Source organism: Paraburkholderia sp. SG-MS1 (assembly GCF_012275575.1).
Taxonomy (GTDB): Bacteria; Pseudomonadota; Gammaproteobacteria; order Burkholderiales; family Burkholderiaceae; genus Paraburkholderia.
The window spans coordinates 26,563-48,831 of sequence record NZ_NPIH01000235.1 but is presented as its reverse complement, the minus strand read 5'-3'; the positions used below and the strand labels follow the sequence as shown (position 1 = coordinate 48,831).

General features: G+C 62.0%; 21 protein-coding genes. 15 read left to right on the top strand and 6 right to left on the bottom strand.

From position 1 onward, the window contains the following. Window positions 1–588 precede the first annotated feature (588 nt). From CIC12_RS22445 to CIC12_RS22420, 6 genes are all read left to right on the top strand, one after another. Window positions 589–1,803 carry a cation:proton antiporter gene (locus CIC12_RS22445; RefSeq protein ID WP_121316110.1) on the top strand — a complete coding sequence of 405 codons (1,215 nt, stop codon included), beginning with the start codon at window positions 589–591 and terminating at the stop codon, window positions 1,801–1,803. Between the two features lie 105 nt (window positions 1,804–1,908). Further along, window positions 1,909–3,024, top strand: a complete 1,116-nt coding sequence (locus tag CIC12_RS22440; protein ID WP_168667123.1) for a YbdK family carboxylate-amine ligase — start codon at window positions 1,909–1,911, stop codon at window positions 3,022–3,024. Window positions 3,025–3,558: 534 nt separating this feature from the next. After that, entirely contained in the window at window positions 3,559–4,197 is a 639-nt protein-coding gene (locus CIC12_RS22435; RefSeq protein ID WP_168667121.1) for a MarR family winged helix-turn-helix transcriptional regulator, read from the top strand. Window positions 4,198–4,322: 125 nt separating this feature from the next. Beyond that, the gene (locus tag CIC12_RS22430) at window positions 4,323–5,036 is read left to right on the top strand and encodes a glutamine amidotransferase (RefSeq protein ID WP_168667119.1); all 714 of its coding nucleotides are present in this window, start codon (window positions 4,323–4,325) and stop codon (window positions 5,034–5,036) included. A gap of 72 nt (window positions 5,037–5,108) precedes the next feature. After that, entirely contained in the window at window positions 5,109–6,221 is a 1,113-nt protein-coding gene (locus CIC12_RS22425; RefSeq protein WP_168667117.1) for an NADH:flavin oxidoreductase/NADH oxidase, read from the top strand. Between the two features lie 222 nt (window positions 6,222–6,443). Next, a complete protein-coding gene (locus tag CIC12_RS22420; protein WP_168667115.1) occupies window positions 6,444–6,974 on the top strand; it encodes an SET domain-containing protein in 531 nt (176 codons plus the stop codon). A 61-nt stretch (window positions 6,975–7,035) separates the two neighbouring features. Here the strand turns inward: CIC12_RS22420 and CIC12_RS22415 are convergent, their stop codons facing one another. Together CIC12_RS22415 and CIC12_RS22410 are read right to left on the bottom strand one after the other, a co-directional pair. Then, the gene (locus tag CIC12_RS22415) at window positions 7,036–8,541 is read right to left on the bottom strand and encodes a sensor histidine kinase (RefSeq protein WP_168667106.1); all 1,506 of its coding nucleotides are present in this window, start codon (window positions 8,539–8,541) and stop codon (window positions 7,036–7,038) included. A 134-nt stretch (window positions 8,542–8,675) separates the two neighbouring features. Next, window positions 8,676–9,362 carry a response regulator transcription factor gene (locus CIC12_RS22410; RefSeq protein WP_042327201.1) on the bottom strand — a complete coding sequence of 229 codons (687 nt, stop codon included), beginning with the start codon at window positions 9,360–9,362 and terminating at the stop codon, window positions 8,676–8,678. Window positions 9,363–9,521: 159 nt separating this feature from the next. On the opposite strand from CIC12_RS22410, the gene CIC12_RS22405 reads away from it, so the two are divergent. Beyond that, the gene (locus CIC12_RS22405; protein WP_121319136.1) at window positions 9,522–9,746 is read left to right on the top strand and encodes a DUF3717 domain-containing protein; all 225 of its coding nucleotides are present in this window, start codon (window positions 9,522–9,524) and stop codon (window positions 9,744–9,746) included. A gap of 105 nt (window positions 9,747–9,851) precedes the next feature. Here CIC12_RS22405 and CIC12_RS22400 read toward each other — a convergent pair whose 3' ends face one another. Both CIC12_RS22400 and phhA read right to left on the bottom strand, forming a co-directional pair. Next, a complete protein-coding gene (locus tag CIC12_RS22400) occupies window positions 9,852–10,142 on the bottom strand; it encodes a 4a-hydroxytetrahydrobiopterin dehydratase (RefSeq protein ID WP_168667104.1) in 291 nt (96 codons plus the stop codon). Between the two features lie 100 nt (window positions 10,143–10,242). Beyond that, window positions 10,243–11,145, bottom strand: coding sequence for a phenylalanine 4-monooxygenase (gene phhA / locus CIC12_RS22395; protein WP_174772146.1), 903 nt, complete (start codon window positions 11,143–11,145; stop codon window positions 10,243–10,245). A 148-nt stretch (window positions 11,146–11,293) separates the two neighbouring features. Here phhA and CIC12_RS22390 point away from each other — a divergent pair, with 148 nt between their 5' ends. Continuing rightward, window positions 11,294–11,785: an Lrp/AsnC family transcriptional regulator gene (locus tag CIC12_RS22390; protein WP_168667100.1), complete on the top strand. Its 492-nt coding sequence runs from the start codon at window positions 11,294–11,296 to the stop codon at window positions 11,783–11,785. A gap of 55 nt (window positions 11,786–11,840) precedes the next feature. Here CIC12_RS22390 and CIC12_RS22385 read toward each other — a convergent pair whose 3' ends face one another. Together CIC12_RS22385 and CIC12_RS22380 are read right to left on the bottom strand one after the other, a co-directional pair. Beyond that, window positions 11,841–12,377 carry a class IV adenylate cyclase gene (locus tag CIC12_RS22385; protein WP_168667098.1) on the bottom strand — a complete coding sequence of 179 codons (537 nt, stop codon included), beginning with the start codon at window positions 12,375–12,377 and terminating at the stop codon, window positions 11,841–11,843. Window positions 12,378–12,656: 279 nt separating this feature from the next. Then, entirely contained in the window at window positions 12,657–13,556 is a 900-nt protein-coding gene (locus CIC12_RS22380) for a LysR family transcriptional regulator (protein WP_168667096.1), read from the bottom strand. Window positions 13,557–13,698: 142 nt separating this feature from the next. On the opposite strand from CIC12_RS22380, the gene CIC12_RS22375 reads away from it, so the two are divergent. The 7 genes from CIC12_RS22375 to CIC12_RS22345 all read left to right on the top strand — a co-directional run bounded on the left by CIC12_RS22375 (window position 13,699) and on the right by CIC12_RS22345 (window position 22,262). Then, a complete protein-coding gene (locus CIC12_RS22375; RefSeq protein ID WP_168667094.1) occupies window positions 13,699–15,246 on the top strand; it encodes a CoA-acylating methylmalonate-semialdehyde dehydrogenase in 1,548 nt (515 codons plus the stop codon). A gap of 107 nt (window positions 15,247–15,353) precedes the next feature. After that, window positions 15,354–17,069, top strand: a complete 1,716-nt coding sequence (locus CIC12_RS22370; RefSeq protein ID WP_168667092.1) for a GMC family oxidoreductase — start codon at window positions 15,354–15,356, stop codon at window positions 17,067–17,069. Between the two features lie 325 nt (window positions 17,070–17,394). After that, window positions 17,395–18,174 carry an ABC transporter ATP-binding protein gene (locus CIC12_RS22365; RefSeq protein WP_168667090.1) on the top strand — a complete coding sequence of 260 codons (780 nt, stop codon included), beginning with the start codon at window positions 17,395–17,397 and terminating at the stop codon, window positions 18,172–18,174. After that, window positions 18,171–18,929, top strand: a complete 759-nt coding sequence (locus tag CIC12_RS22360) for an ABC transporter ATP-binding protein (RefSeq protein ID WP_168667088.1) — start codon at window positions 18,171–18,173, stop codon at window positions 18,927–18,929. The genes CIC12_RS22365 and CIC12_RS22360 overlap by 4 nt, the downstream gene beginning before the upstream one ends. A gap of 61 nt (window positions 18,930–18,990) precedes the next feature. Then, window positions 18,991–20,205: an ABC transporter substrate-binding protein gene (locus CIC12_RS22355; protein WP_168667086.1), complete on the top strand. Its 1,215-nt coding sequence runs from the start codon at window positions 18,991–18,993 to the stop codon at window positions 20,203–20,205. Between the two features lie 201 nt (window positions 20,206–20,406). Further along, window positions 20,407–21,291, top strand: a complete 885-nt coding sequence (locus CIC12_RS22350) for a branched-chain amino acid ABC transporter permease (protein WP_168667083.1) — start codon at window positions 20,407–20,409, stop codon at window positions 21,289–21,291. Next, a complete protein-coding gene (locus CIC12_RS22345) occupies window positions 21,291–22,262 on the top strand; it encodes a branched-chain amino acid ABC transporter permease (protein WP_168667131.1) in 972 nt (323 codons plus the stop codon). The genes CIC12_RS22350 and CIC12_RS22345 overlap by 1 nt, the downstream gene beginning before the upstream one ends. Window positions 22,263–22,269: the final 7 nt, after the last annotated feature.

Genomic DNA, 22,269 nt, shown 5'->3' with positions numbered 1-22,269 from the left:
TAACTGTTACTACGTATACATACGGTAAACCTGTAAACAGCAAGGCCGAGGCTGGGGGCTCGGTCATCGGCGTGGCATTTACCCTCACTAACGCGAAAACTTCTATCGCAATGTCCTCAAAAGCACATTCGCCGTGTCCAAACTGGCGGTTAACTCGACAGTCTGCTGCGGTAAAAAAGTCGCTTTTCCCCCGCGTCACGGAGATAACGCACGTTTTTACCGTTTTGCCAGCGTGTTCGTGTGTTTTCGGTTAAGGCTGAAAAAGCTATGGCACAATCGCCGTTCTTTGCGCGTCGTGCCTCGTCTCTGGCGGCACACGCGGCAACGGAACGGTGCCGCTCAATCAGAATCTGATTCAAAGTCGACGGCGTTCTTTCGCCATTCCGTTTGCTACAGCCTCATCCTTGAATGTGCCTGCCTCTTTCGTGGCTGCAGCGCATTCAGACTCAGATCATCCGATCAATGAAAACTCGCAACGCTGGCTATGCGAAGCGATTGCGACGGTGAGCGCCTCACGCGCCCGCCTGTTCGCCGGTGCTTATGCCGGGTCGTGTCGTCCGCCGTTGCTGCAAAGGAGAACCCATCACGATGAATTCGGCGTTTTCATTTTTTCCAGCCTGGCCGCTTTCACCCGACGCTATCTTTTGGGCTGGTCTCGCCCTGCTTGCCGCGGGTCTGTGCGGTGAGCTGTGCTATCGCGCGTGGCGTTTACCGCGCATTTCCGGCTACGCGGTCATCGGCCTGATTGCCGGTGCGGCTGGCTTCGGCGTCATCGATGCGGATTCCGCAATGGCCGCGCGTCCTTTGCTCGACGTTGCGCTCGGCCTGTTGCTGTTCGAACTCGGAAGCCGGCTCGATCTGCGCTGGATCCGCCGCAATCCGTGGCTGATCCTGTCGAGCGTGGCCGAAGCCACGCTGACTTTCGCCTTCGTGCTGCCGGTGTTGCTGTTCCTGAACGTGCCGCTGATGGTAGCAATGGTGCTCGCTGCGATTGCCATGGCAACGTCGCCCGCGATGGTGATCCAGCTCAAAACGGAATTGCGCGCGGAAGGGCAGGTGACCCAGCGTTTGCTGACCTTGACCGCGCTGAACAGCATGTATGCGGTCGTGATCGAAAAGCTCGTGTCGAGCTGGCTGCATCAGGAGGTTTACGGCAATGTCTTCGCGACGATCCTGCAACCGCTCTACCTGCTGATCGGCTCGCTCGTGCTCGCGTATCTGCTTGCGCGCACCTGCACGTTTTTCTATCGCCGGCTCAACATGCAGGATGAGCATTCGTTCGTCGCGCTGTTCGGCCTCGTGCTGCTAGCGATCGCCGTCTCGCATCTGTTCAAGCTGTCGACGATTCTTGCGCTGCTGGCCGCCGGCATCATCGTAAAAAATCACGAGGCGCGCCCGCAGTTGTGGCCGCAGCATTTCGGCACCGCCGGCTGGCTGTTGACCGTGATTCTGTTCGTGCTCACGCTGACGTCATTCGAATGGCGGCACATCGCGCTCGGCGGTGTCGCGGCGCTGGGTCTGATCGTTGCTCGTCTGATCGCGAAGCTGATCGGCGTCATGGCGTTCGCCAAACCGAGCGGCTTGAACTGGAAGCAGGGGGCGGCGCTTGGTTTGTCTTTATCGCCCATGTCGGCGCTTGCCTATCTGCTGGTGGACGATACCTACAACCTTTATCCGAATTTCGATCCGCAATTGCGGGCAATCGTGATGTGTTCGATTTTCGTGCTGCAGATTCTCGGGCCGTGGCTCGTCTATCGTAGCCTCGCACTGGTCGCTGAGCGGCGCGAAGAGTCAACGCGGTAAGCGCTTGCCGCGCGCTCGCGGCAAGTGATGTTTCATTCAACTCATTCGATTCAAAAGCGGCCGGGCAAGCGATAGCTACCCGGCTGACCTGACTCAGGGGACGCCATGTCACTCGAACCCTTCATCGATTCGAAACCGTTTACGTTCGGTGTCGAACTCGAGATGCAGATCGTCAATACGCATGACTATGATCTGACCAAAGCCGGCACGGATCTGCTGCGTCTTATCAAGGACGAAAAGATCCCCGGCAATATCACGCCGGAAATCACCGAGAGCATGATCGAGTTGTCGACCGGCATCTGCACGACGCACGAGCAGGCCGTCACCGATTTGCGCAAGATTCGCGACACGCTGGTTTCCGCGGCCGATCATCTGAACGTCGGCTTGTGCGGCGGCGGCACCCACGCATTCCAGCAATGGAGCGAGCGGCAGATCGTGGATACACCGCGTTTCCAGTATCTGTCCGAGCTGTACGGCTACCTCGCGAAGCAATTCACGGTGTTCGGCCAGCATGTGCACATCGGTTGCCCGGATCCGAACAGCGCGCTGTACCTGCTACATTCGATGTCGCGATTCATCCCGCATTTCATCGCGTTGTCCGCCTCGTCGCCGTTCGTGCAAGGCGTCGATACTGGATTTCATTCGGCACGCCTGAATTCCGTTTTTGCGTTTCCGTTGTCGGGCCGCGCGCCATTCGTGCTGACGTGGGACAGCTTCGAGGAATATTTCTCGAAGATGGTCCAGACCGGCGTGGTCAACAGCATGAAGGATTTTTACTGGGACATCCGGCCGAAGCCGGGCTTTGGCACGATCGAAGTGCGCGTGATGGACACGCCGTTTTCGGTGGATCGCGCTGCGGCGATTGCGTGCTACATCCAGACGCTTGCCCGCCATCTGTTGCTCGACAAGCCGATCGCGCCGAAGGAAGACGACTATCTGGTCTACACGTTCAACCGTTTCGAAGCATGCCGTTTCGGTCTGGCCGGCACCTGCATCAATCCGCAAACGGGCGAACGCAAGACGATCTCAGAGGACATCCTCGAAACGCTCGACCTGATCGCACCGCATGCGCAGGCGCTCGGTTCGGGCAATGCACTCGCCGAAATCGGCGCAATCGCGCGCGGGCAGATGAATGACGCGACCTGGTTGCGCGGTGTGTTTGCGCAGGAAAAGTCCCTGCACGAAGCGGTTCGGCAGCAGTGTTTGCAATGGCGAGCCTAGCTTGGGGCGGCATTGCGCAGCTCGGTCATAAAAAAACCCGCTTCGCGCGGGTTTTTTTTCGAAATTTATTTGAGCTCGCGGCCTTCAGGTTTTTCCAAAGTTTACGTATACCAACCTAGTAGCCGTGCGCGTGCATTGCATGAGGCTGTGGACAACTGAATAATTCCCTGCAAAGTCAACGTACTGCGAAAAGCATAACCAGACTGACCGGGCGCGCATCGGCTTCGTCGAACAAGGACTATTCTGGCGCCGTGCAGCCCGGCTCGAATGCGCGCCAGGAACGATGCACATGCTGTCCACGTGTTTTCCCAGGGTTATCCACAGACAGCATTGGATAAGTTAGCTGTACGATTTGCCGCTCTCGCATAGAATGTTGTTTCACCGCCTCGGGATTGCTCGGCGGTAAATTTTTGAGATAGCAGAGAAACGGTTTCGTCCGTGCGTGGACGAAGCTACCCCACACAAGCTACGGGCGAAGTCGGCAAGCAGTTCACCGGCGGCGTACTAAAGCTGTAAATAAACGAATCGAAGATTATGAGCGAAGGCGTATACGGAGAACAGGCAACCGGGCGAGTGACCCATAGCCTATTGAGATTGAGCACGGCGATGCGAAGCCAGGCTTGGGAATGGGCCGAAGGCGCGGGTCTCACGCCGACTCAGGGCGAAATCCTGGTCTTGTTGATGCAACGCAAGGGCCCGATGCGCCTCGGCGAAATCGCCCGTGAAACGGCCTTGACCGCCGCCACCACCAGCGACGCAGTCAGCACGCTTGAAACCAAAGGCCTCGTCGAAAAGCGCCGCGCCCTCGACGACGGCCGCGCCCTCGCAGTTCGCCTGACCGCGCGTGGCCGCACGGCAGCGAAGCGCGCCGCGCAATGGCCGGACTTTCTGGGCAAGGCGGTGGGCACGTTGCGTGACGACGAGCAGGCTGTTTTCTATCGCACGCTCCTCAAGACGATTTATCAACTCGAGGCGCACGGCACGATTCCGCCGCACCGCATGTGCCTGAGCTGCACGCACTTCGAGCCGAGCAAGAATCCGAAGAAGGCGCCGCATCACTGCGCGCTGCTCGACATGAAGATGTCCGATACGGATCTGCGCCTCGACTGCTCGGTGCATGAAACCGCCGACATCGCCACCCAGAAAAAGACCTGGAAGATCTTCGCGCAGTAAGCGCGTTCGTTCAGGACAGTCCGCTACACTGCCAAGCCGGCTTCGGCGGGCGGTATTATCGCGGGTCAGCCGTCTGGCGCCGTGTAGCGGTGAGTCTTTAGTCAACCTGAAGGTGGGACAGGCCGATGAATCGCGAAGTACTGGCCATTCGCCACGTGCACTTCGAGGATCTGGGCAGTCTTGAGCGAGTGCTCGGTGAGCGCGGACGCCCAGTCCGTTATCTCGATGTAGGCTTCGCCCGTATCGAGGCGCCGAACCCGGTTGCCGCATCACTGATGGTGGTGCTCGGCGGCCCGATCAGCGCCACCGACGAGGCGCTTTATCCAACGCTTGTCCCCTTACTGTCGTTGATCGAAAAGCGCATCGCTGCAGGATTGCCGACGCTCGGCATCTGCCTCGGCGCTCAACTGATCGCGCGTGTGCTTGGAGCGCGTGTCTATCCCGCGGGCCATACCGAACTGGGCTGGACGCCGCTTACGCTGACGGATGCCGGCCGCGCATCGCCGCTGCGTCATCTGGATGGCGCGCATACTTCGATGCTGCATTGGCACGATGAGACCTTCGATCTACCCGATAACGCAACGCGTCTCGCATCGACGCCCGCTTGCGAAAACCAGGCGTTCGCCTGGGGTGACCACGTGCTGGCTTTGCAGTGTCATCCGGAGATTCGCGCCGATCGCTTCGAGCCCTGGCTGATCGGTAACGCGGGAGAGCTTGCCGGTCATGGCATCGACGCGCGCCGGTTGCGAGCCGACACCGCGCAATTCGGTCCCGCGCTCGAAGCCGCCACCGGCCAGATGTTCAGTGAATGGCTCGATCACGTGGACGCCAAGGCCTGACCGACGGGACATGCAGTAAACCGCTCACGGTGCTATGCTCGATCGCTCTCGGGCTTTCACTGGGCGTAATCCATGAGCGCGCTTTTTTCTCCGCTCACGCTGCGTAGCGTGACGCTTCCCAATCGTATCGTCGTGTCCCCGATGTGCCAGTATTCCGCCGAACGTGGCGAGGCGACAGCGTGGCATATGCTGCACCTCGGCAGTCTCGCGTTGTCGGGCGCCGGCATGCTGTTCATCGAGGCCACCTCCGTCGAACCGGACGGCCGCATCACGCCGGGCGACCTCGGCTTGTGGGACGACGCCACCGAAGCCGCGCTCGCGCCGGTGCTGGCGGCGATCCGCAAGCACTCGCATATCAAGGTGACGATGCAGTTGTCGCACGCCGGGCGCAAGGCGTCGAGCCACGTGCCATGGGAAGGCGGCCAGCTGATTCCGGTGGCGCAAGGCGGCTGGCTGCCGCACGCGCCCTCCGCGTTGCCGCACAAAGCGGGCGAAGAGCCGCCGCTTGCGCTCGATACGGCCGGGCTGAACCGGATTCGCGAAGCGTTCGCCGCCTCTGCGCGACGTGCCGCGCGTCTTGGCATCGACGCATTGGAAGTGCATGCGGCGCACGGTTATCTTCTGCACCAATTCCTTTCGCCGATCGCGAATCAGCGCGATGACGACTACGGCGGTTCGCTCGAAAACCGCATGCGCTTCCCGCTCGAAATCTTCGATATCGTGCGCGCCGCATTTCCCGCCGACAAACCGGTCGGCGTGCGTGTTTCGGCAACCGACTGGGTCGAGGGCGGCTGGACGCTCGCGGACACGGTTGCTTTCGCGCACGAGTTGAAAAAGCGTGGTTGCGACTGGATCGACGTGTCCTCTGGTGGCGTGTCGCCGTTGCAGAAGATTCCGCTCGAGCCGGGTTATCAGATTCCGTTCGCGAAGGCGGTCAAACAGGCCACGGGGCTGACCACCATCGGCGTCGGCTTGATCACCGATCCGCTGTACGCCGAGCAACTAATCGAAGCAGGCGACGCGGATCTGATCGCGCTGGCTCGCGCGTTGCTGTACAACCCGCGCTGGCCTTGGCATGCCGCGGCGCAACTCGGTGCGACGGTCGAAGCGCCGCCGCAATACTGGCGTTCGCAACCGCGCGAGCAGAAAGCGCTGTTCGGCGATATTTCCTTCGGACAACGGTGAAGTTGGCAGCGCAGGTTGCGCGAACGCGTTTCTTTGACGGTTGAACGAAGCCGTCTTGAGCGTGTAGGATGCCGGATGTGGCGCATTGCGCGTCGCAAGTCGACGCGGCGCTCGCAAGGCGCCGCGTTTGCTATCCGCGTCGGAAAAAAGCAGCGCGTCAGACGCGGGCAATTCAAGCGGCTGCCGGACTTCACCCCCAAGTTCTTCACAAGGATTCATTCAATGAGTTCACGCAGGATCGCCGTGCGCCGTTCTGGTGTGCACGGCAAAGGCGTGTTTGCCGTCGAACCGATTGCGGCCGGCGAGCGGTTGATCGAATACAAGGGCGAGCGGATCTCCTGGAAAGAAGCATTGCGCCGTCATCCACATAATCCGGCAGAACCGAATCACACATTTTATTTCGCGCTCGATAGCGGCAAGGTGATCGACGGCAAGGTGAACGGCAACAGCGCGCGCTGGATCAATCACTCCTGCGCGCCGAACTGCGAAGCCGAGGAAATCGACGGTCACGTCTACGTGCACGCGTTGCGCGATATCGCGGAGGGCGAGGAGGTCTTTTACGACTATGGCCTCGTGATCGACGCGCGTCAGACCAAGAAGCTCAAGAAGGAATACGAATGCCGTTGCGGCGCGCGCAAGTGCCGCGGCACGATGCTGGCGCCGCCGGAGAAAGAGAAGGGCGCGGGCAAAGCCAGCAAGTCGGCGAAAAAGGCGGACGTGAAGGCGTCGGAGAAAAAAGCGAAAAAGAAGTGACGCAGAGGCTGCCTGGGCTGCTCGCTCGTGTCAGTGAGTTCGAAGCAGCCCGCTAACACCGTTACATATCGATCGGCGCCGAGTGCGCCGATTTTTTTGCCTGGCGTCGTGGCTCGGTGTCGGTGGTGTCGCTCTGAACGACGATCGGCACGAGCGGAATGCGCACAATGAAACGTGCGCCGCCATCCGGCGCGTCCTCGTAATGCACGCTGCCGTGATGCAGCACCATGATGTCGTGGACGATCGCGAGACCGAGACCCGCGCCGCTATCGACACCGGCATCGCTCTGACCGTCGCCGCGGAAGAACCGTTTGAACAGGTCGGCCTGCTGTGTACGCGGCACGCCCGGCCCGTTATCTTCGACCACGATCTCCGCCATGCGCAGATCGTCGATCGCCGTTTGTGACACCGTCACCGTGATGCGGCCGCCATCGAAGCGCGACGGCGGTACGTACTTGAGCGCGTTATCCAGCAGATTGGCGATCACTTCGTGCAGCAGCACCGGATTGCCGCGCGCGATCAACGGATGGTCGTTGCCTGGGTCGTCGAGGCGCTGGAAGCCGAGGTCCACGTGGAAGGTCAGCGCGCGCGGCACCCACTCCGCGCCGGTATCGAACGCGAGCGCGGCCATGTCCACATTGACGAAGCGGGCCGCCTGTTCGCCCGGCTCCGCGCGCGCCAGCGAAAGCAGTTGATTCGACAGTCGCACTGCGCGGTCGGCCGCGGCGCGCAGCTCGCGCACGGCGGCGAGCGTCTGCTGCGGATCACGCGCGACCGCCGCCTGTTCCGCATGCAGTTTCACGGCGGTAAGCGGCGTGCGCAATTGGTGCGCGGCATCGGCGATGAATTTGCGCTGTCCGTCGAGCGCGGTTTTCAGACGGCCGAGCAGCGCGTTCAGCGCGCCCGTCAGCGGCCGGATTTCGACCGGTACATAGGTTTCGTCGACCGGTTCGAGCGACGTGTGGGTCTGCCGGTTCAGCGAGTCCGCGAGATCGGTGAGCGGGTTGAGCTGCTGGTTGACGACCCGCCACACGATCACCCAGCCCGCCAGCAGCAGCAAGAGCAGCGGCATCATGATCGCGACGAGAAACTCGGCAGCGATGCGAAAGCGATGATGCACCGGCTGACCCACTTCGACGACGATCGGATTGCCGGTCGGCTGATCGACTCGCACCTGGGCCACGCGTACCGTCACACCTTCGTGCTGCGTTTCGAACACGTAGGCGTAATGCATGCGGCGCACGCTGGTGCCTTGCAGCGGCAGGTTGTGATCGCCGGCGATTTCAGTCTCGCCGTTGCTGATCCGATAGACGAGCTGTTCGACCGGATCGGAGAACATCGCCTGAGCGAGCGGCGGCACGGTGATCGGCGCATCCGGGCCGGCAATCTGGATCTGTTTGGAAATCGCGGTGGCGAGGTCGGCTAGCGAGCGGTCGACGACATGCTGTGTGTACTGCCAGGCCAGCCAGTAAGCGATCAGGCCGCTCATCAGCGCGAGCAGCGAAAGAGGTGCAGCGAGGCGCCGCAGCAGCGTGCGGCGCAGACTATTGGCGGCCGGCTGGGGCATGATCGAACGCGTGGGAAAGTGGCAACGGCGCCGTGCGCCGTGAAATCCGCCGGATGCCGGCGAAGTGCGCACTGAGTGCGCGGCGCCGGCCCGGCGCCGTCAGGCCGCAGTCGAACTTGCGGCCTTCATGACGATTATGCGGCCTGGCGGATTTCCTGCAACAGATAACCAAAACCGCGCACCGTGACGATTTCGACACGGCAGTTCTCGAGTTTCTTGCGCACCCGGTGCACATAGACTTCGATCGCGGTGTCGCCGAGATCGCCGCCGAAATGCGTCAGGTGGTCTTGCAGTTGCGCCTTGCTGACCACGCGGCCATGACGCAGCAGCAGCATTTCCAGCACCGCGAATTCACGCGGCGACAGTTCGAGCGGCTTGTCGTCATTGAAGATGCGGCGATCCACGCCCGACAGACGCACGCCGCCCAACGACACTTCCGGACGCGGCATGTCGCCGTGCGGGCCGCTGCGGCGCATCACCGCGCGGATGCGCGCTTCGAGTTCAGCCGGTTCGAACGGCTTCAGCATGTAGTCGTCGGCGCCGGAATTCAGGCCTTGCACGCGGTCGTGCAATTCGTCGCGCGCGGTAAGGATGATTACCGGCGTGTGGCGATTGCTCTGGCGAAAGCGCGAGAGCAGGGTCATGCCGTCGATGCCGGGCAGACCCAGATCGAGGATCACGAGCTCGTGGCGGTTTTGCGTGAGAGCCTGTTCGGCAAAAATGCCGTCGTGGACCATGTCGACGGTGAAGCCGGCTTGTTCGAGACTGCTTTGGATGCCGCGTGCGATGGGGCGGTCATCTTCGATCAGAAGGAGTCGCATGAATTCGCTCAAGTACAATGGGTTTAGGCGTTTGGGCAAGCGGTTCGCCGGGGCGCCTGCTGCACAGGCAGCGTGCGGCGTGGCCATGCCGGATTGGCGGGAACAGGCCACGGAGCAGACATCGAGCCGCCTTCAGCGCTACTGGGCGATCACGAAGTCATGTCCGATATATCCATTCACGAACTGGAAGCCGCGATCAACTTCTGGCGCGCCCGCTCACCTTCGAGCGGCGACGAACTCGTTCTGTGCAAGGAGGCAAGCGCGCTCTCCAAGCCGTATGCGCTGCTGATTGTACAGCGTCAACAGACGCTATCACCGGATCGTTTGGACGGGATTGCGAGGCAAGCCTGGGAAACTTACGTGCGCCTTAATAATAGCCTGTAGAACTGAAGGATTGAACGCGGGATTGCCTGCATTGTCCTTTCATTTCCGCGGGATTGTTCAGCGCGTGGCAGGTAAACCCGCGTGAAACGCCGTAGATTTTTTGTATTACGCGGTAATACTGTCGATGAACGAAGCCAGCTCGATGTCGCGCGCGGTGACGCCGTCGGCTTCATGTGTGGACAGCGCGATATCCACCTTGTTGTACACGTTGAACCACTCCGGGTGGTGATCCATTTCCTGCGCTTTGATCGCCACGCGCGTCATGAAGCCGAATGCTTCGTTGAAGTCGGCGAACTCGAACTTGCGCTGGATCGCGTCGCGCTGCGCGACGGTTTGCCAGCCGTGCAGTCGAGCCATCTGCACAGCGCGCTCTGCGGAAGTCAGTCTCTGAATCATGCGTTACCTCGTCGATCGGAACGCGCGCGGTGGGCGAGCGCGCGCACTATTTTTTCATGGATGCGAAGAGCCCGCTGCCGATGCAGCCCCGCTGGCGACGTCAAACGTCACCGTCGACTTGCCAGCCTTGCTGCGAACCACGCGTGATGATGCGGTCGTTCTCGAGCACATCGCCGGCCAGGAAGGCCGGTTCGGCTGCGAGCCGTGTGAGCAGCGCCGCGAAATCGGTTTGCGCGACGCTGAACAGCTGCTCGAAGTCATCGATTACGAAGTAGGTTTTCTGGAACGTGTCGATGCGATACCGAGTGCGCATTACGCGCTCCAGATCGAAGCGCAACCGGTTCGGCGCCGCGCTCTGCTGGCTGTAAAGCGTCTCGCCCTTGCTTGACACGATGCCCGCGCCGTAGATCTTCACACCGTTCGGACTCGCTGCGTCGCGGATCAGACCGAACTCCACTGTGTACCAATAAAGCCGTGCAAGCAGCGGCAGCGCGCCCGCGTCATTGGCGGCGAGTGCGGCGCGGCCGTACGCGTGCATATAGTCGGCGAATACCGGATTGATCAGTAGCGGCACGTGGCCGAACAGATCGTGGAAACAGTCCGGTTCCTGCAGATAATCGAGCTGGTCGGGACGACGCATCCACCACGTCACGGGAAAGCGGCGGTTCGCCAGATGCTCGAAGAACACCTGATCCGGCACGAGACCGGGCACGGCGACGATTTGCCAGCCGGTGGCCGAAGTCAGCTTTACGTTGATTTCGTCGAAGGAAGGCACGCGGTCGGCGGGCATACCGATGCGTTCGACGCCCGCCAGAAACGCGTCGCAGACCCGGCTTTCGAGCAGCGCGGTCTGGCGGGCGTAGAGCTGTCGCCATACCGCGTGGTCGACTGCGCCGTATCGGTCGGTCGGTTGATCGATGGTGAAATCGGCACGAGTTTCGAGGCCGGCGTCGAATTGCTCTTTCAGCCTGGCAGTGTTGGCGGTGCGGGTTGTGGTCGACATGGGATGCTGCGCCCGGCGGCGATGACAGTGGAAATCGTTGATGCAAGTGTAGAGCGGCACGCGCGCGGAAAGGGCGCACTGTTGGCGTTGCAGGCCATTGATATGCAATAATCGTGCATCAAATGACCACTCGATGCAGATTAATAACATGTTGGAACTCGATCACTTCGATCTCGCGCTGCTCGACGTGCTGCAGCGCTTCGGCCGGGCCACGCATCAGCAACTGGCCGAGCAGGTGCCGCTATCACCGTCGCAGATTGGACGGCGTTTGCAACGGCTCGAACAGGTGGGCGTGGTGGACGGCTATCGCGTCGTGTTACGGCCAGAGAAACTCGGGCTGGGCGTCACCGCGTTTACGAGTTTGAAGTTGAAGCACCACGGCGACTCGATCATCGAACAATTCCAGCAACAGATCGACGTGTTGCCCGAAGTGCTCGAATGTCATGCGGTGGTGGGGGACGCCGATTACCTGTTGCGCATCGTCGCGCCCGATCTCAATTATCTGTCGACCTTCGTGATGAAGAAATTGATGCGCGTACCGGGCGTCGACAGCGTGCGCTCGAATATCGTGCTGACTACCTTCAAGCGCAATGGGCCGCTGCCGCTCGGTCATCTATCGCCGGGATCGGCCGCTGGCTGAGGTGGGCGGCACCCACAGCCGGGAGGATCGCGACGCGGACCACGCTGCTTGAGATTCACGCTGCCTGCTTTGGCTCGCCGTCCGGGCTCAGCAGATCGACATACGCCACTGCTACCAGATCCGATTCCGCGACGCCCAAGCGCTCGAACATCGCGTGGGCTTCGGCATGGCCACCTTCTTCGTCGTCGTCCTGGGCGAGCAGCACCTCCAGTTCGACAAAGTCGCCCAGACCGTCAACGCGGTCCAGATGAATCCGCGTGCGCCCGGTCAGATACACGTGCCGTTCCTTGGTGACGATGCCGCGTGTGGTCAACGCGGTGGCGAGCAGCGCGTGCATCGCTTCGGGATTGGTCACGGGGCTGCGCGTGTAATACGACGCTTTGGGGCCGTCGCGATCGTCGCGCTGATAGAAAATGAGTTCGGCCGGCGTGCCGTCGTCGAACTGGCGCAGTTTCAGACGGCCACGCGGCACGTCGTAGAAAAAGTCCTGCTGGCGGAAGATCAGCGGGGCGTCCGTCGCGAGCTGCGCCGCGCGCTCGCGCAGTTGCTCGAAATGCTGGGCGCGGGCTTTGATTTCGATGTTGCGTGCCATGTCAGGCTCCTGTCGAAGGATGGCGTGGTCGGCGGCTTCCGGTGTTGCCGGGGGCGAAGCTGCCGGGAAGGACAAAGTCATGCGGAACAGAAAACGATGCGGGGCCGGCTTGTGAGCGCGAACCGCCAATCTAACAAAAACTGCGTGACGGTGTCGTTTCGGGAGGAAATGAATAGTTGAGCGGGTGCGGGGCGCCGGAGGCGCCTCGCATCCATCTACCATTAGCGCGATTCATATCGTCGTAGCCTTGCCGCACGCGGCCTGCGCTCCCGCCGGCATTCAGGTCGCCCATTGCTGCTCGATCAGCTTCAACGCCGCGGCAATCGCCGGTTCGTCCTTGCGTTCCTCGAGCGTGACAAAGCTGAGCTGGGTCGGCACCGTCATCCCGTCGATGATGGTCAGTGCGTGCGCATGCGCTTCGGCGATCGCGGTGGCGTCGCGTGCGAGCGTGAGGCCGACGCCCGATTTCACCAGATCTAGCATCGACGGCTCCTGGTCCACTTCCGCCACCTTGACCGGGTTCACGCCGGCCTCGCCAAAGCAGCGCGACAGCAGGCGGTTGTGCGCGGACGCGGGGGGCGTCCAGATCCACGGCAGCGCGGCAAGCGAGCGCCAGTCGCGCGCGCCCTTGACGCGGTCTTTCCAGCCAGCCGGCGCCAACACGCGATACTGGAAGTGGGTGAGCGTGAGCGCGTGGAAGGCGGGGCTGTCGCGCGGTTCGTCGTCGGACGGCAGGCCGATGTAGTAGCCAACATCCAGTTCGCCCGCGCGAATCTGCTCCAGTACCCAGCCCGACATGCCATGCCGCAAGGCCGTTTCGATATGCGGCCATGTCTCCACCAGCTGCTTGAGAAAGCCGCCGAGGCGCAGGAACGCCGGGTCGAGAATCGTGCCGATCCGCAAGCGGCCCCGAACTTCGTGACGCAGCGACTGCGCGGCCCGCTGCACATCGGCCGCCGCGCCGAGCGCGCGTTCGGCATGGGGCAGCAGCGCCTGCCCGTCGCGCGTGAGCGAGAGGCCGCGCGAAGTCCGCGTGAACAGTGTCACGCCGAGCGCCTCCTGCAAATGCTTGATTTGCAGGCTGACGGCGGGTTGGGTCAGGTGAAGCTGCACAGCGGCACGCGTGAGGTTGCCCTCCCGCGCCACGGTAGTGAAGGCCCGGAGCAGAGTGAGATCCATGCGCTGATATTAGCGCGGCTTATAGCGCAGTTGAGCATTACTCATTGGATTTGTCGCCCCGAAGCGCCGTACGCTGGGCGTTCAGCACGCCTTTGACGCGCCTCGCGCGGCAGGCGGAAGATTTCACAGGAAGAGGAAAGACATGAGCGAGACACTTCAGAACGAGACTACCGGCAGCGCAAGCACCACCAACGGCGCGCGCGCGCTGACCCATTTCATCAACGGCAAGCCGATCGACGGCACGAGCGGCCGTTTCGGCGACGTCTTCAATCCTGCGCTCGGCAGCGTGAGCGCGCGTGTGCCGCTCGCGAGCGTCGCGGAAGTGGACGCCGCGGTCGCTGCTGCCCGAGCCGCTTTTCCCGCATGGAGCGAAACCGCGCCGATCAAACGGGCGCGCGTGCTGTTCAAGTTCAAGGAATTGCTCGACCGCCATCACGACGAACTGGCGGAATTGATCACGCGTGAGCACGGCAAGGTGTTTTCGGACGCGAAGGGCGAGGTGATGCGCGGCATCGAGATCGTCGAGTTCGCGTGTGGCATTCCGAATCTGTTGAAGACCGACTTCACCGATCAGATCGGCGGCGGCATCGACAACTGGAATCTGCGCCAGCCGCTCGGTGTCGTGGCCGGCATCACGCCGTTCAACTTCCCGATGATGGTGCCGTGCTGGATGTTCCCTGTCGCGATCGCGTGCGGCAATACGTTCGTGCTGAAGCCGTCGGAGCGCGATCCGTCCTGTTCCAACCGGCTCGCCGAATTGCTGAAGGAAGCAGGCTTGCCAGATGGCGTATTCAACGTCGTGCACGGCGACAAGGTCGCGGTCGACGCGCTGCTCGTGCATCCGGAAGTGAGCGCGTTGTCGTTTGTCGGCTCGACGCCGATCGCCGAATACATCTACACGGAAGGCACGAAACACGGCAAGCGCGTGCAGGCCCTGGGCGGAGCGAAGAATCACCTCGTCGTGATGCCGGACGCCGATCTCGATCAGGCGGTCGATGCGTTGATCGGCGCCGCGTACGGTTCGGCGGGCGAGCGCTGCATGGCGATCTCGGTGGCGGTCGCGGTCGGGCATATCGCCGATGAACTGATCGAGCGCCTGACGCCGCGCGTGAAGAGCCTGAAGATCCTCAACGGCATGGAGTCCGCAGCCGAGATGGGGCCGTTGGTAACGGCAACGCATCGCGAGAAGGTGGTCGGCTATATCGATGCGGGTATCGAGGCGGGCGCGAAGCTGGTGGTCGACGGACGCGGCCATCAGGTTGCGGGTCATGAGAAGGGCTTCTTCCTCGGCGGCACATTGTTCGACGACGTGTCGACCGACATGAAGATTTATCGCGAAGAGATTTTCGGGCCCGTGCTGTGCGTGGTGCGCGTGCCGGATTTCGCTTCCGCGGTCGAACTCATCAACGCCAACGAGTTCGCCAACGGCGTGTCGTTGTTCACGTCTGATGGCGGTGTGGCGCGGGCATTCTCGCGGCAGATCGAAATCGGCATGGTGGGGATCAACGTGCCGATTCCGGTGCCGATGGCATGGCATTCGTTTGGCGGATGGAAGAAGTCGCTGTTCGGCGACCATCATGCGTACGGCGAAGAGGGCGTGCGTTTTTATACGCGCTACAAAAGCATCATGCAGCGCTGGCCCGACAGCATCGCGAAGGGCGCTGAATTTACGATGCCGGTCGCCAAATAACCCGGGCGGGTTGCGTTCGCACGCACAGAAAACACCCATAGAGGCTGACACCGCGGTCGCATGAGAACAATGCGGCCGCGCGAAAAAAAGCTTAGGAGACTGAAGCGATGAGCCACACCGAAAGCACGCATGCGGCCGCCCGGCGGCTGGAAGGCGAATTCGACTACATCATTGTCGGCGCGGGAACGGCCGGTTGTGTGCTCGCCAATCGGCTGACCGAAGATCCGGACGTGAGCGTCCTGTTGCTGGAAGCTGGCGGCAAAGACGATTACCACTGGATTCACGTGCCGGTCGGCTATTTGTATTGTATTGGCAATCCGCGCACGGACTGGCTTTATAAAACGCAGCCGGAAGCCGGTCTGAACGGACGCGCGCTGTCGTATCCACGCGGACGCGTGTTGGGCGGCAGCTCGTCGATCAATGGCATGATCTACATGCGCGGCCAGCGCGAGGACTACGACGAGTGGGCCCGCGTAACCAATGATGCATCGTGGTCGTGGAACTCGGTACTGCCAGTCTTTAAACGCAGCGAAGACCATCATGGCGGCGCCAGCGAATCGCACGGCGCGGGCGGACCGTGGCGCGTCGAAAAACAACGCCTGAAGTGGAAGATTCTCGAAGAGTTTTCGAAGGCCGCGCAGCAGAGCGGCATTCCCGCCACGGACGACTTCAATCGCGGTGACAACGCCGGCGTCGGCTACTTCGACGTCAATCAGAAGCGCGGCATTCGCTGGAACGCGTCGAAAGCGTTCCTGCGTCCCGCACTCAAGCGTCCGAATCTGACGATCATCACCGGTGCGCATACCCAGCGCGTCGTGTTCGAAGGACGCCGTTGCTGCGGCGTCGAATATCGCGGCGACAACACCGACTATCTCGCGAAGGTGCGCTGCGAAGTCATCCTCAGCTCGGGCGCGGTGAACTCGCCGCAACTGCTCGAACTCTCCGGCATCGGCAACGGTGCGCGTTTGCAAAATCTGGGCATCGAGGTCGTCAAGGATTTACGTGGCGTCGGCGAAAATCTGCAGGATCATCTGCAACTGCGCATGGCCTATAAAGTCGATGGCGTGCGCACGCTCAACACCGCGTCCGCGCATTGGTGGGGCAAGCTGATGATCGGCGTGCAATACGCGTTGCTGCAAAGCGGGCCGATGTCGATGTCGCCGTCGCAACTTGGTGCGTTCGCCAAATCGGATCCCGCCGACCGTTCGCTCACGCGTCCCGATCTGGAGTATCACGTGCAGCCGCTTTCACTCGATCGCTTCGGCGAACCGCTGCATCGCTTCAATGCGTTCACGGCGTCGGTGTGTCAGTTGCGGCCGACTTCGCGCGGCAGCATCCACATCGAATCAGCCGATGCGTCGGCGCCGCCGCTGATCGCGCCCAACTACCTGTCCACCGATTACGATCGCCACGTCGCTGCCAACGCGTTGCGTCTCACCCGCCGCATCGCGTCGGCACCGGCGCTCGCACGTTATCGGCCGCAGGAGATCTTGCCGGGCATCCAGTATCAGACCGAGGAGGAACTGCAGCAGGCCGCCGGCGCGGTCGGCACGACCATCTTCCATCCGGTCGGGACCTGCCGCATGGGCACGAGTGATGATCCGGCCGCGGTGGTCGACAACCGGCTGCGCGTGCTTGGCGTCGACGGACTGCGCGTGGTCGACGCATCGGTGATGCCGAACATCACGTCGGGCAACACCAACTCACCCACGCTGATGATCGCCGAACGTGCGAGCGACATGATCCGTGAAGATCGCCGCGCCCGTGTAAGCGGCAGTGTTGCGCAGCAAACCAGCGCGGCGCCTTCGATGTCCGCCGTGTGACAAGGCAGCGTGCAGCGTCGGCACGGTCTATGGTGTGAGACATCGGTCATGTTTGCCGAACCAAAGTCTCAGACCGTTCCCCGACGCGTGGCCCGCGCCGCTGGCCACGCACAGGGCGGACACGCTTCACTAAGTGCAAATCCCAATGAATGCGCTGCATCATTGGCGCGACAATGGCAGCCATGCTGCGTGCCGCGCCATGGATTACCGTCCGGATTGGTGCAGGACGCCAACGAGCGGCAAGGGGTGCCGCCGTCATAACAAGTCGCGCAGAGCTTTGCGCGGAAGATCGTAATGCTTCGCCTTACTCCGTATGGAAGGGAACATGATTCTCGGCGATACGATTCTCGAAACGCGCGGCCTGACTCGCGAGTTCAAAGGCTTCATCGCCGTGAACGGGGTGAACCTGCGCGTGCGCCGTGGCTCTATCCATGCGCTGATCGGCCCTAATGGGGCAGGCAAGACCACCTGCTTCAACCTGCTCACCAAATTTCTCGAACCGACGGCGGGTCAGATCGTTTTCAACGGCGTCGACATCACACACGAGCGTCCGGCGCAAATCGCGCGGCGCGGCATCATCCGTTCGTTCCAGATTTCCGCGGTATTTCCGCATCTGACAGCATTGCAGAACGTGCGCATCGGTTTGCAGCGCTCGCTCGGCACGTCATTCCACTTCTGGAAGAGCGAGCGCACGCTGCGCCAGCTCGACGACCGCGCAATGGATCTGCTCACGCAGGTTGGCTTGACCGATTTCGCCGATGTGCCGACCGTCGAACTGTCCTATGGCCGCAAGCGCGCGCTGGAAATCGCCACCACGCTTTCGATGGAGCCTGAACTGATGCTGCTCGACGAACCGACCCAAGGCATGGGTCACGAAGACGTCGACCGGGTCACGGCGTTGATCAAAAAAGTATCGAGCGGCCGCACGATCCTGATGGTCGAGCACAATATGAACGTGATCGCCGGTATCTCCGACACGATCACCGTGCTGCAACGAGGCGAGGTGCTCGCCGAAGGCAGCTACGCGGAAGTGTCGAAGAATCCGCTCGTGATGCAAGCCTACATGGGCAGCGCCGACGCGGCGCTCGCCGGAGCCCACGCATGAATACGATTGTCGAGCGCGAAGGCCTCGAAGTGAGCGGCACGGGCGATGCCGCGCCCGCGCTGGAAATCGCGGGCTTGCAGGCGTGGTACGGGGAGTCCCACATCCTGCATGGTGTGGATCTAACGGTGCACCGCGGCGAAGTGGTCACGCTGCTCGGCCGCAACGGCGCGGGCCGCACCACCACGCTGCGCGCGATCATGGGCCTCACCGGCCGGCGCACCGGTTCGATCCGCATCGGCGGACGCGAAACGATCAACTTGCCCACGCATCGCATCGCGCATTGCGGCATCGGTTATTGCCCGGAAGAGCGCGGCATTTTTTCGAGCCTCTCGTGCGAGGAAAATCTGCTGCTGCCGCCGCCTGTCGGCGATAAGACGCACATGATGTCGCTCGAAGAAATCTATTCGATGTTTCCAAATCTGCAGGAACGCCGCATGAGCCAGGGCACGCGCCTCTCGGGTGGCGAGCAGCAGATGCTGGCGGTCGCGCGGATTCTGCGCACCGGCGCGAGCCTTCTGTTGCTCGACGAAATTTCGGAAGGACTTGCGCCCGTGATCGTGCAGGCGCTCGCTCGCATGATCGTCACGCTCAAGGCGCGCGGGTATACGGTCGTGATGGTCGAACAGAATTTCCGCTTTGCCGCGCCGCTTGCCGATCGCTTCTACGTGATGGAGCACGGCTCGATCGTCGAGCACTTCGAGGCGAACGAACTCGAAGGCAAGATGCCGGTCCTGCACGATTTACTGGGCGTATGAACCTGTAGCCACGCGCCCGATTGCCTCTGATAACCACAAGCGAAGAACCCAGGAGACACGAATGAAAAAGAACCCACTCGCGCGGCTTGCCTCAGTTTGTTTCGCGGTCGCGGCCGGCGCCGCTCTCACAATGGGCAGCGCGCAAGCGGCCGACGATGCGGTGAAGATCGGCTTCATCACCGATCTGTCGGGGCTGTATGCGGACATCGACGGGCAGGGCGGCCTCGAAGCGATTCGCATGGCGATCGCCGACTTCGGCGGCAAGGTCAACGGCAAGCCGATTACGCTGGTCTACGCGGATCACCAGAACAAGGCGGACATCGCCGCGTCGCGAGCCCGCGAGTGGTTCGACCGTGATGGCGTGGACATGCTGATCGGCGGCACGAACTCGGCGACGGGTCTGTCGATGAATACAGTGGCGGGGGAGAAGCACAAGGTCTACATCAGCATCGGCGCGGGCGCAGACACGCTGACCAACGAGCAGTGCACGCCGTACACGATCCACTATGCGTACGACACGACCGCGCTCGCCAAGGGCACGGGCTCGGCGGTGACCAAGCAGGGCGGCAAGACCTGGTACTTCCTGACGGCTGACTACGCCTTTGGCAAGGCGCTCGAAAAGAACACCTCGGACGTGGTGAAAGCGAACGGCGGCCAGGTGCTGGGCGCGGTGCGTCATCCGCTGTCCGCGTCGGACTTCTCGTCGTTCCTGCTGCAGGCACAGGCTTCGAAGGCGCAGATCCTCGGCCTCGCCAATGCCGGCGGCGACACGGTCAACTCGATCAAGGCGGCCAAGGAATTCGGCATCAACAAGACGATGAAGATTGCCGCGCTGCTGGTGTTCATCAACGATATCCACAGCCTCGGGCTGGAGACCACGCAAGGTCTGGTGCTCACGGACAGCTGGTACTGGAACAAGGACGCCGACACGCGCAAGTGGGCGCAGCGCTATTTCGACAAGACGAAGAAGATGCCGTCGAGCCTGCAGGCCGCCGACTACTCGGCGACGATGAACTACCTGAAGGCCGTGCAGGCAGTCGGCTCGACCGACTCCGACAAGGTGATGGCGCAGCTGAAGAAGACCAAGATCGACGACTTCTACGCGAAGGGCTACGTGCGTCAGGACGGCAGCATGATCCATGACATGTACCTGATGCAGGTGAAGACGCCGGCCGAATCCAAAGAGCCGTGGGACTACTACAAGATCGTCGCGACGATCCCCGGCGAGCAGGCGTTCACGACCAAGGCGGAAACGCGCTGCGCGGCGTGGAAGTAAGCGTGGACCGAGGGTCTTGAGGCCGTCTGCCTGTCGAAGTCTTGCCGCGCGCGTTGCGAGATGCGCGGCGCGCGCGGCAGGCAGAGGGCAAACCGTTTCACATGCCGCGCACGATGGGCGCCGTTGCCGCCTGTCGCGCGCAGGCCGGATCGTGCGTGAGCGATCTCACCTTGGCGATGGCTTCAGGGGTTAAGGGCTTCAATGGACATCTTTGGCGTTCCGCTACCGGCGATGCTGAGCCAGCTTCTGCTGGGGCTCGTGAACGGCTCGTTCTACGCGATTCTGAGTCTCGGGCTGGCGATCATCTTCGGCTTGCTCAACGTGATCAACTTCGCGCACGGCGCGTTGTTCATGCTCGGTGCGATGCTCGCGTGGATGGGGCTGTCGTATTTCGGCTTGCCGTACTGGGTGATGCTGGTGCTGGCGCCGCTGCTCGTGGGGCTGTTCGGCATCGCGATTGAACGCTCGATGCTGCGCTGGCTGTACAAGCTCGATCACCTGTATGGCCTGCTGCTGACGTTCGGGCTCACGCTGGTCGTCGAAGGCGTATTCCGCTCGATCTATGGTTCGTCCGGCCAGCCCTACGACGTGCCGTCGGCGCTCTCGGGCGCGACCAACCTCGGCTTCATGTTCCTGCCGAACTATCGCGCGTGGGTGGTCGTAGCGTCGCTGGTGGTCTGCTTCGCGACATGGTTCGTGATCGAGAAGACGCGCCTCGGCGCCTATTTGCGCGCAGGCACTGAGAATCCGAAACTGGTCGAGGCATTCGGCGTCAACGTGCCGCTGATGATCACGCTGACCTACGGCTTCGGTGTCGCGCTGGCCGCATTCGCCGGCGTGCTCGCCGCGCCGGTCATTCAGGTATCGCCGCTGATGGGCCAGCCGATGATCATCACCGTGTTCGCCGTGGTCGTGATCGGCGGGATGGGTTCGATCATGGGCTCGATACTCACCGGTCTCATGCTCGGCGTGATCGAGGGGCTCACGCGCGTGTTCTATCCGGAAGCGTCGGCGACCGTCGTCTTCGTGATCATGGCGCTCGTGTTGCTGGTGCGCCCGGCGGGCCTCTTCGGCAAGGAAAAATGATGCAGAGAAAAGTGCTCTACGGTCTGCTGCTGATCGGGCTCATTGCGGTGCCGGTGCTCGGCATCTATCCGCTCTTCGTGATGAAGGTGCTGTGCTTCGCGCTGTTCGCGGCGGCGTTCAATCTGCTGATCGGCTATACGGGCTTGCTGTCGTTCGGACACGCGATGTTTCTGGCATCGGCCGGTTACGTCACGGGTTATGCGATGCAGACGCTCGGCTTTTCACCGGAATTGGGCGTGATTGCCGGCACTGCGGTGGCGACCTTGCTCGGCTTGATCGTCGGGTTCTTCGCGATTCGCCGCCAAGGCATCTACTTCGCGATGGTGACGCTGGCGCTCGCGCAGATGGTCTACTTCGTGTTCCTGCAAGCGCCGTTCACGCATGGCGAAGACGGCCTGCAAGGCGTGCCGCGCGGCAAGCTGTTCGGTTTGCTGGATCTGTCCTCGGATGTCGCGCTGTACTTTGTCATTCTGATCGTGATGGTGCTCGCGTTCCTGCTGATCGTGCGGATCGTGCACTCGCCGTTCGGCCAGGTGCTGGTGGCGATCAAGGAAAACGAGCCGCGCGCGGTGTCGCTCGGGTACGATACGGATCGCTTCAAGCTGCTCGCGTTCATTCTATCGGCGGGGCTGGCGGGTCTCGCGGGGTCGCTCAAAGTGCTGGTGCAAGGCTTCGAGACGCTCGGCGACGCTTACTGGACCATGTCCGGTCTGGTGATCCTGATGACGCTCGTCGGCGGTATGGGGACGTTGTTCGGGCCTTTGCTCGGCGCCGCGTTGATTGTTGCGCTGGAAGACCGGCTCGGCGACATCGGTGGGGCGCTCGCGGCGGCGACCGGCATCGACTGGTTCCGTTCGCTGGGCGAGTCGGTGACGATCGTGACCGGCGTGATTTTCATTGCGTGTGTGCTGGCGTTCCGGCGCGGTATCGTCGGCGAGATCGTTGCGCGGGTGCGGCCGTTGCGGGCCTGATGCGCGG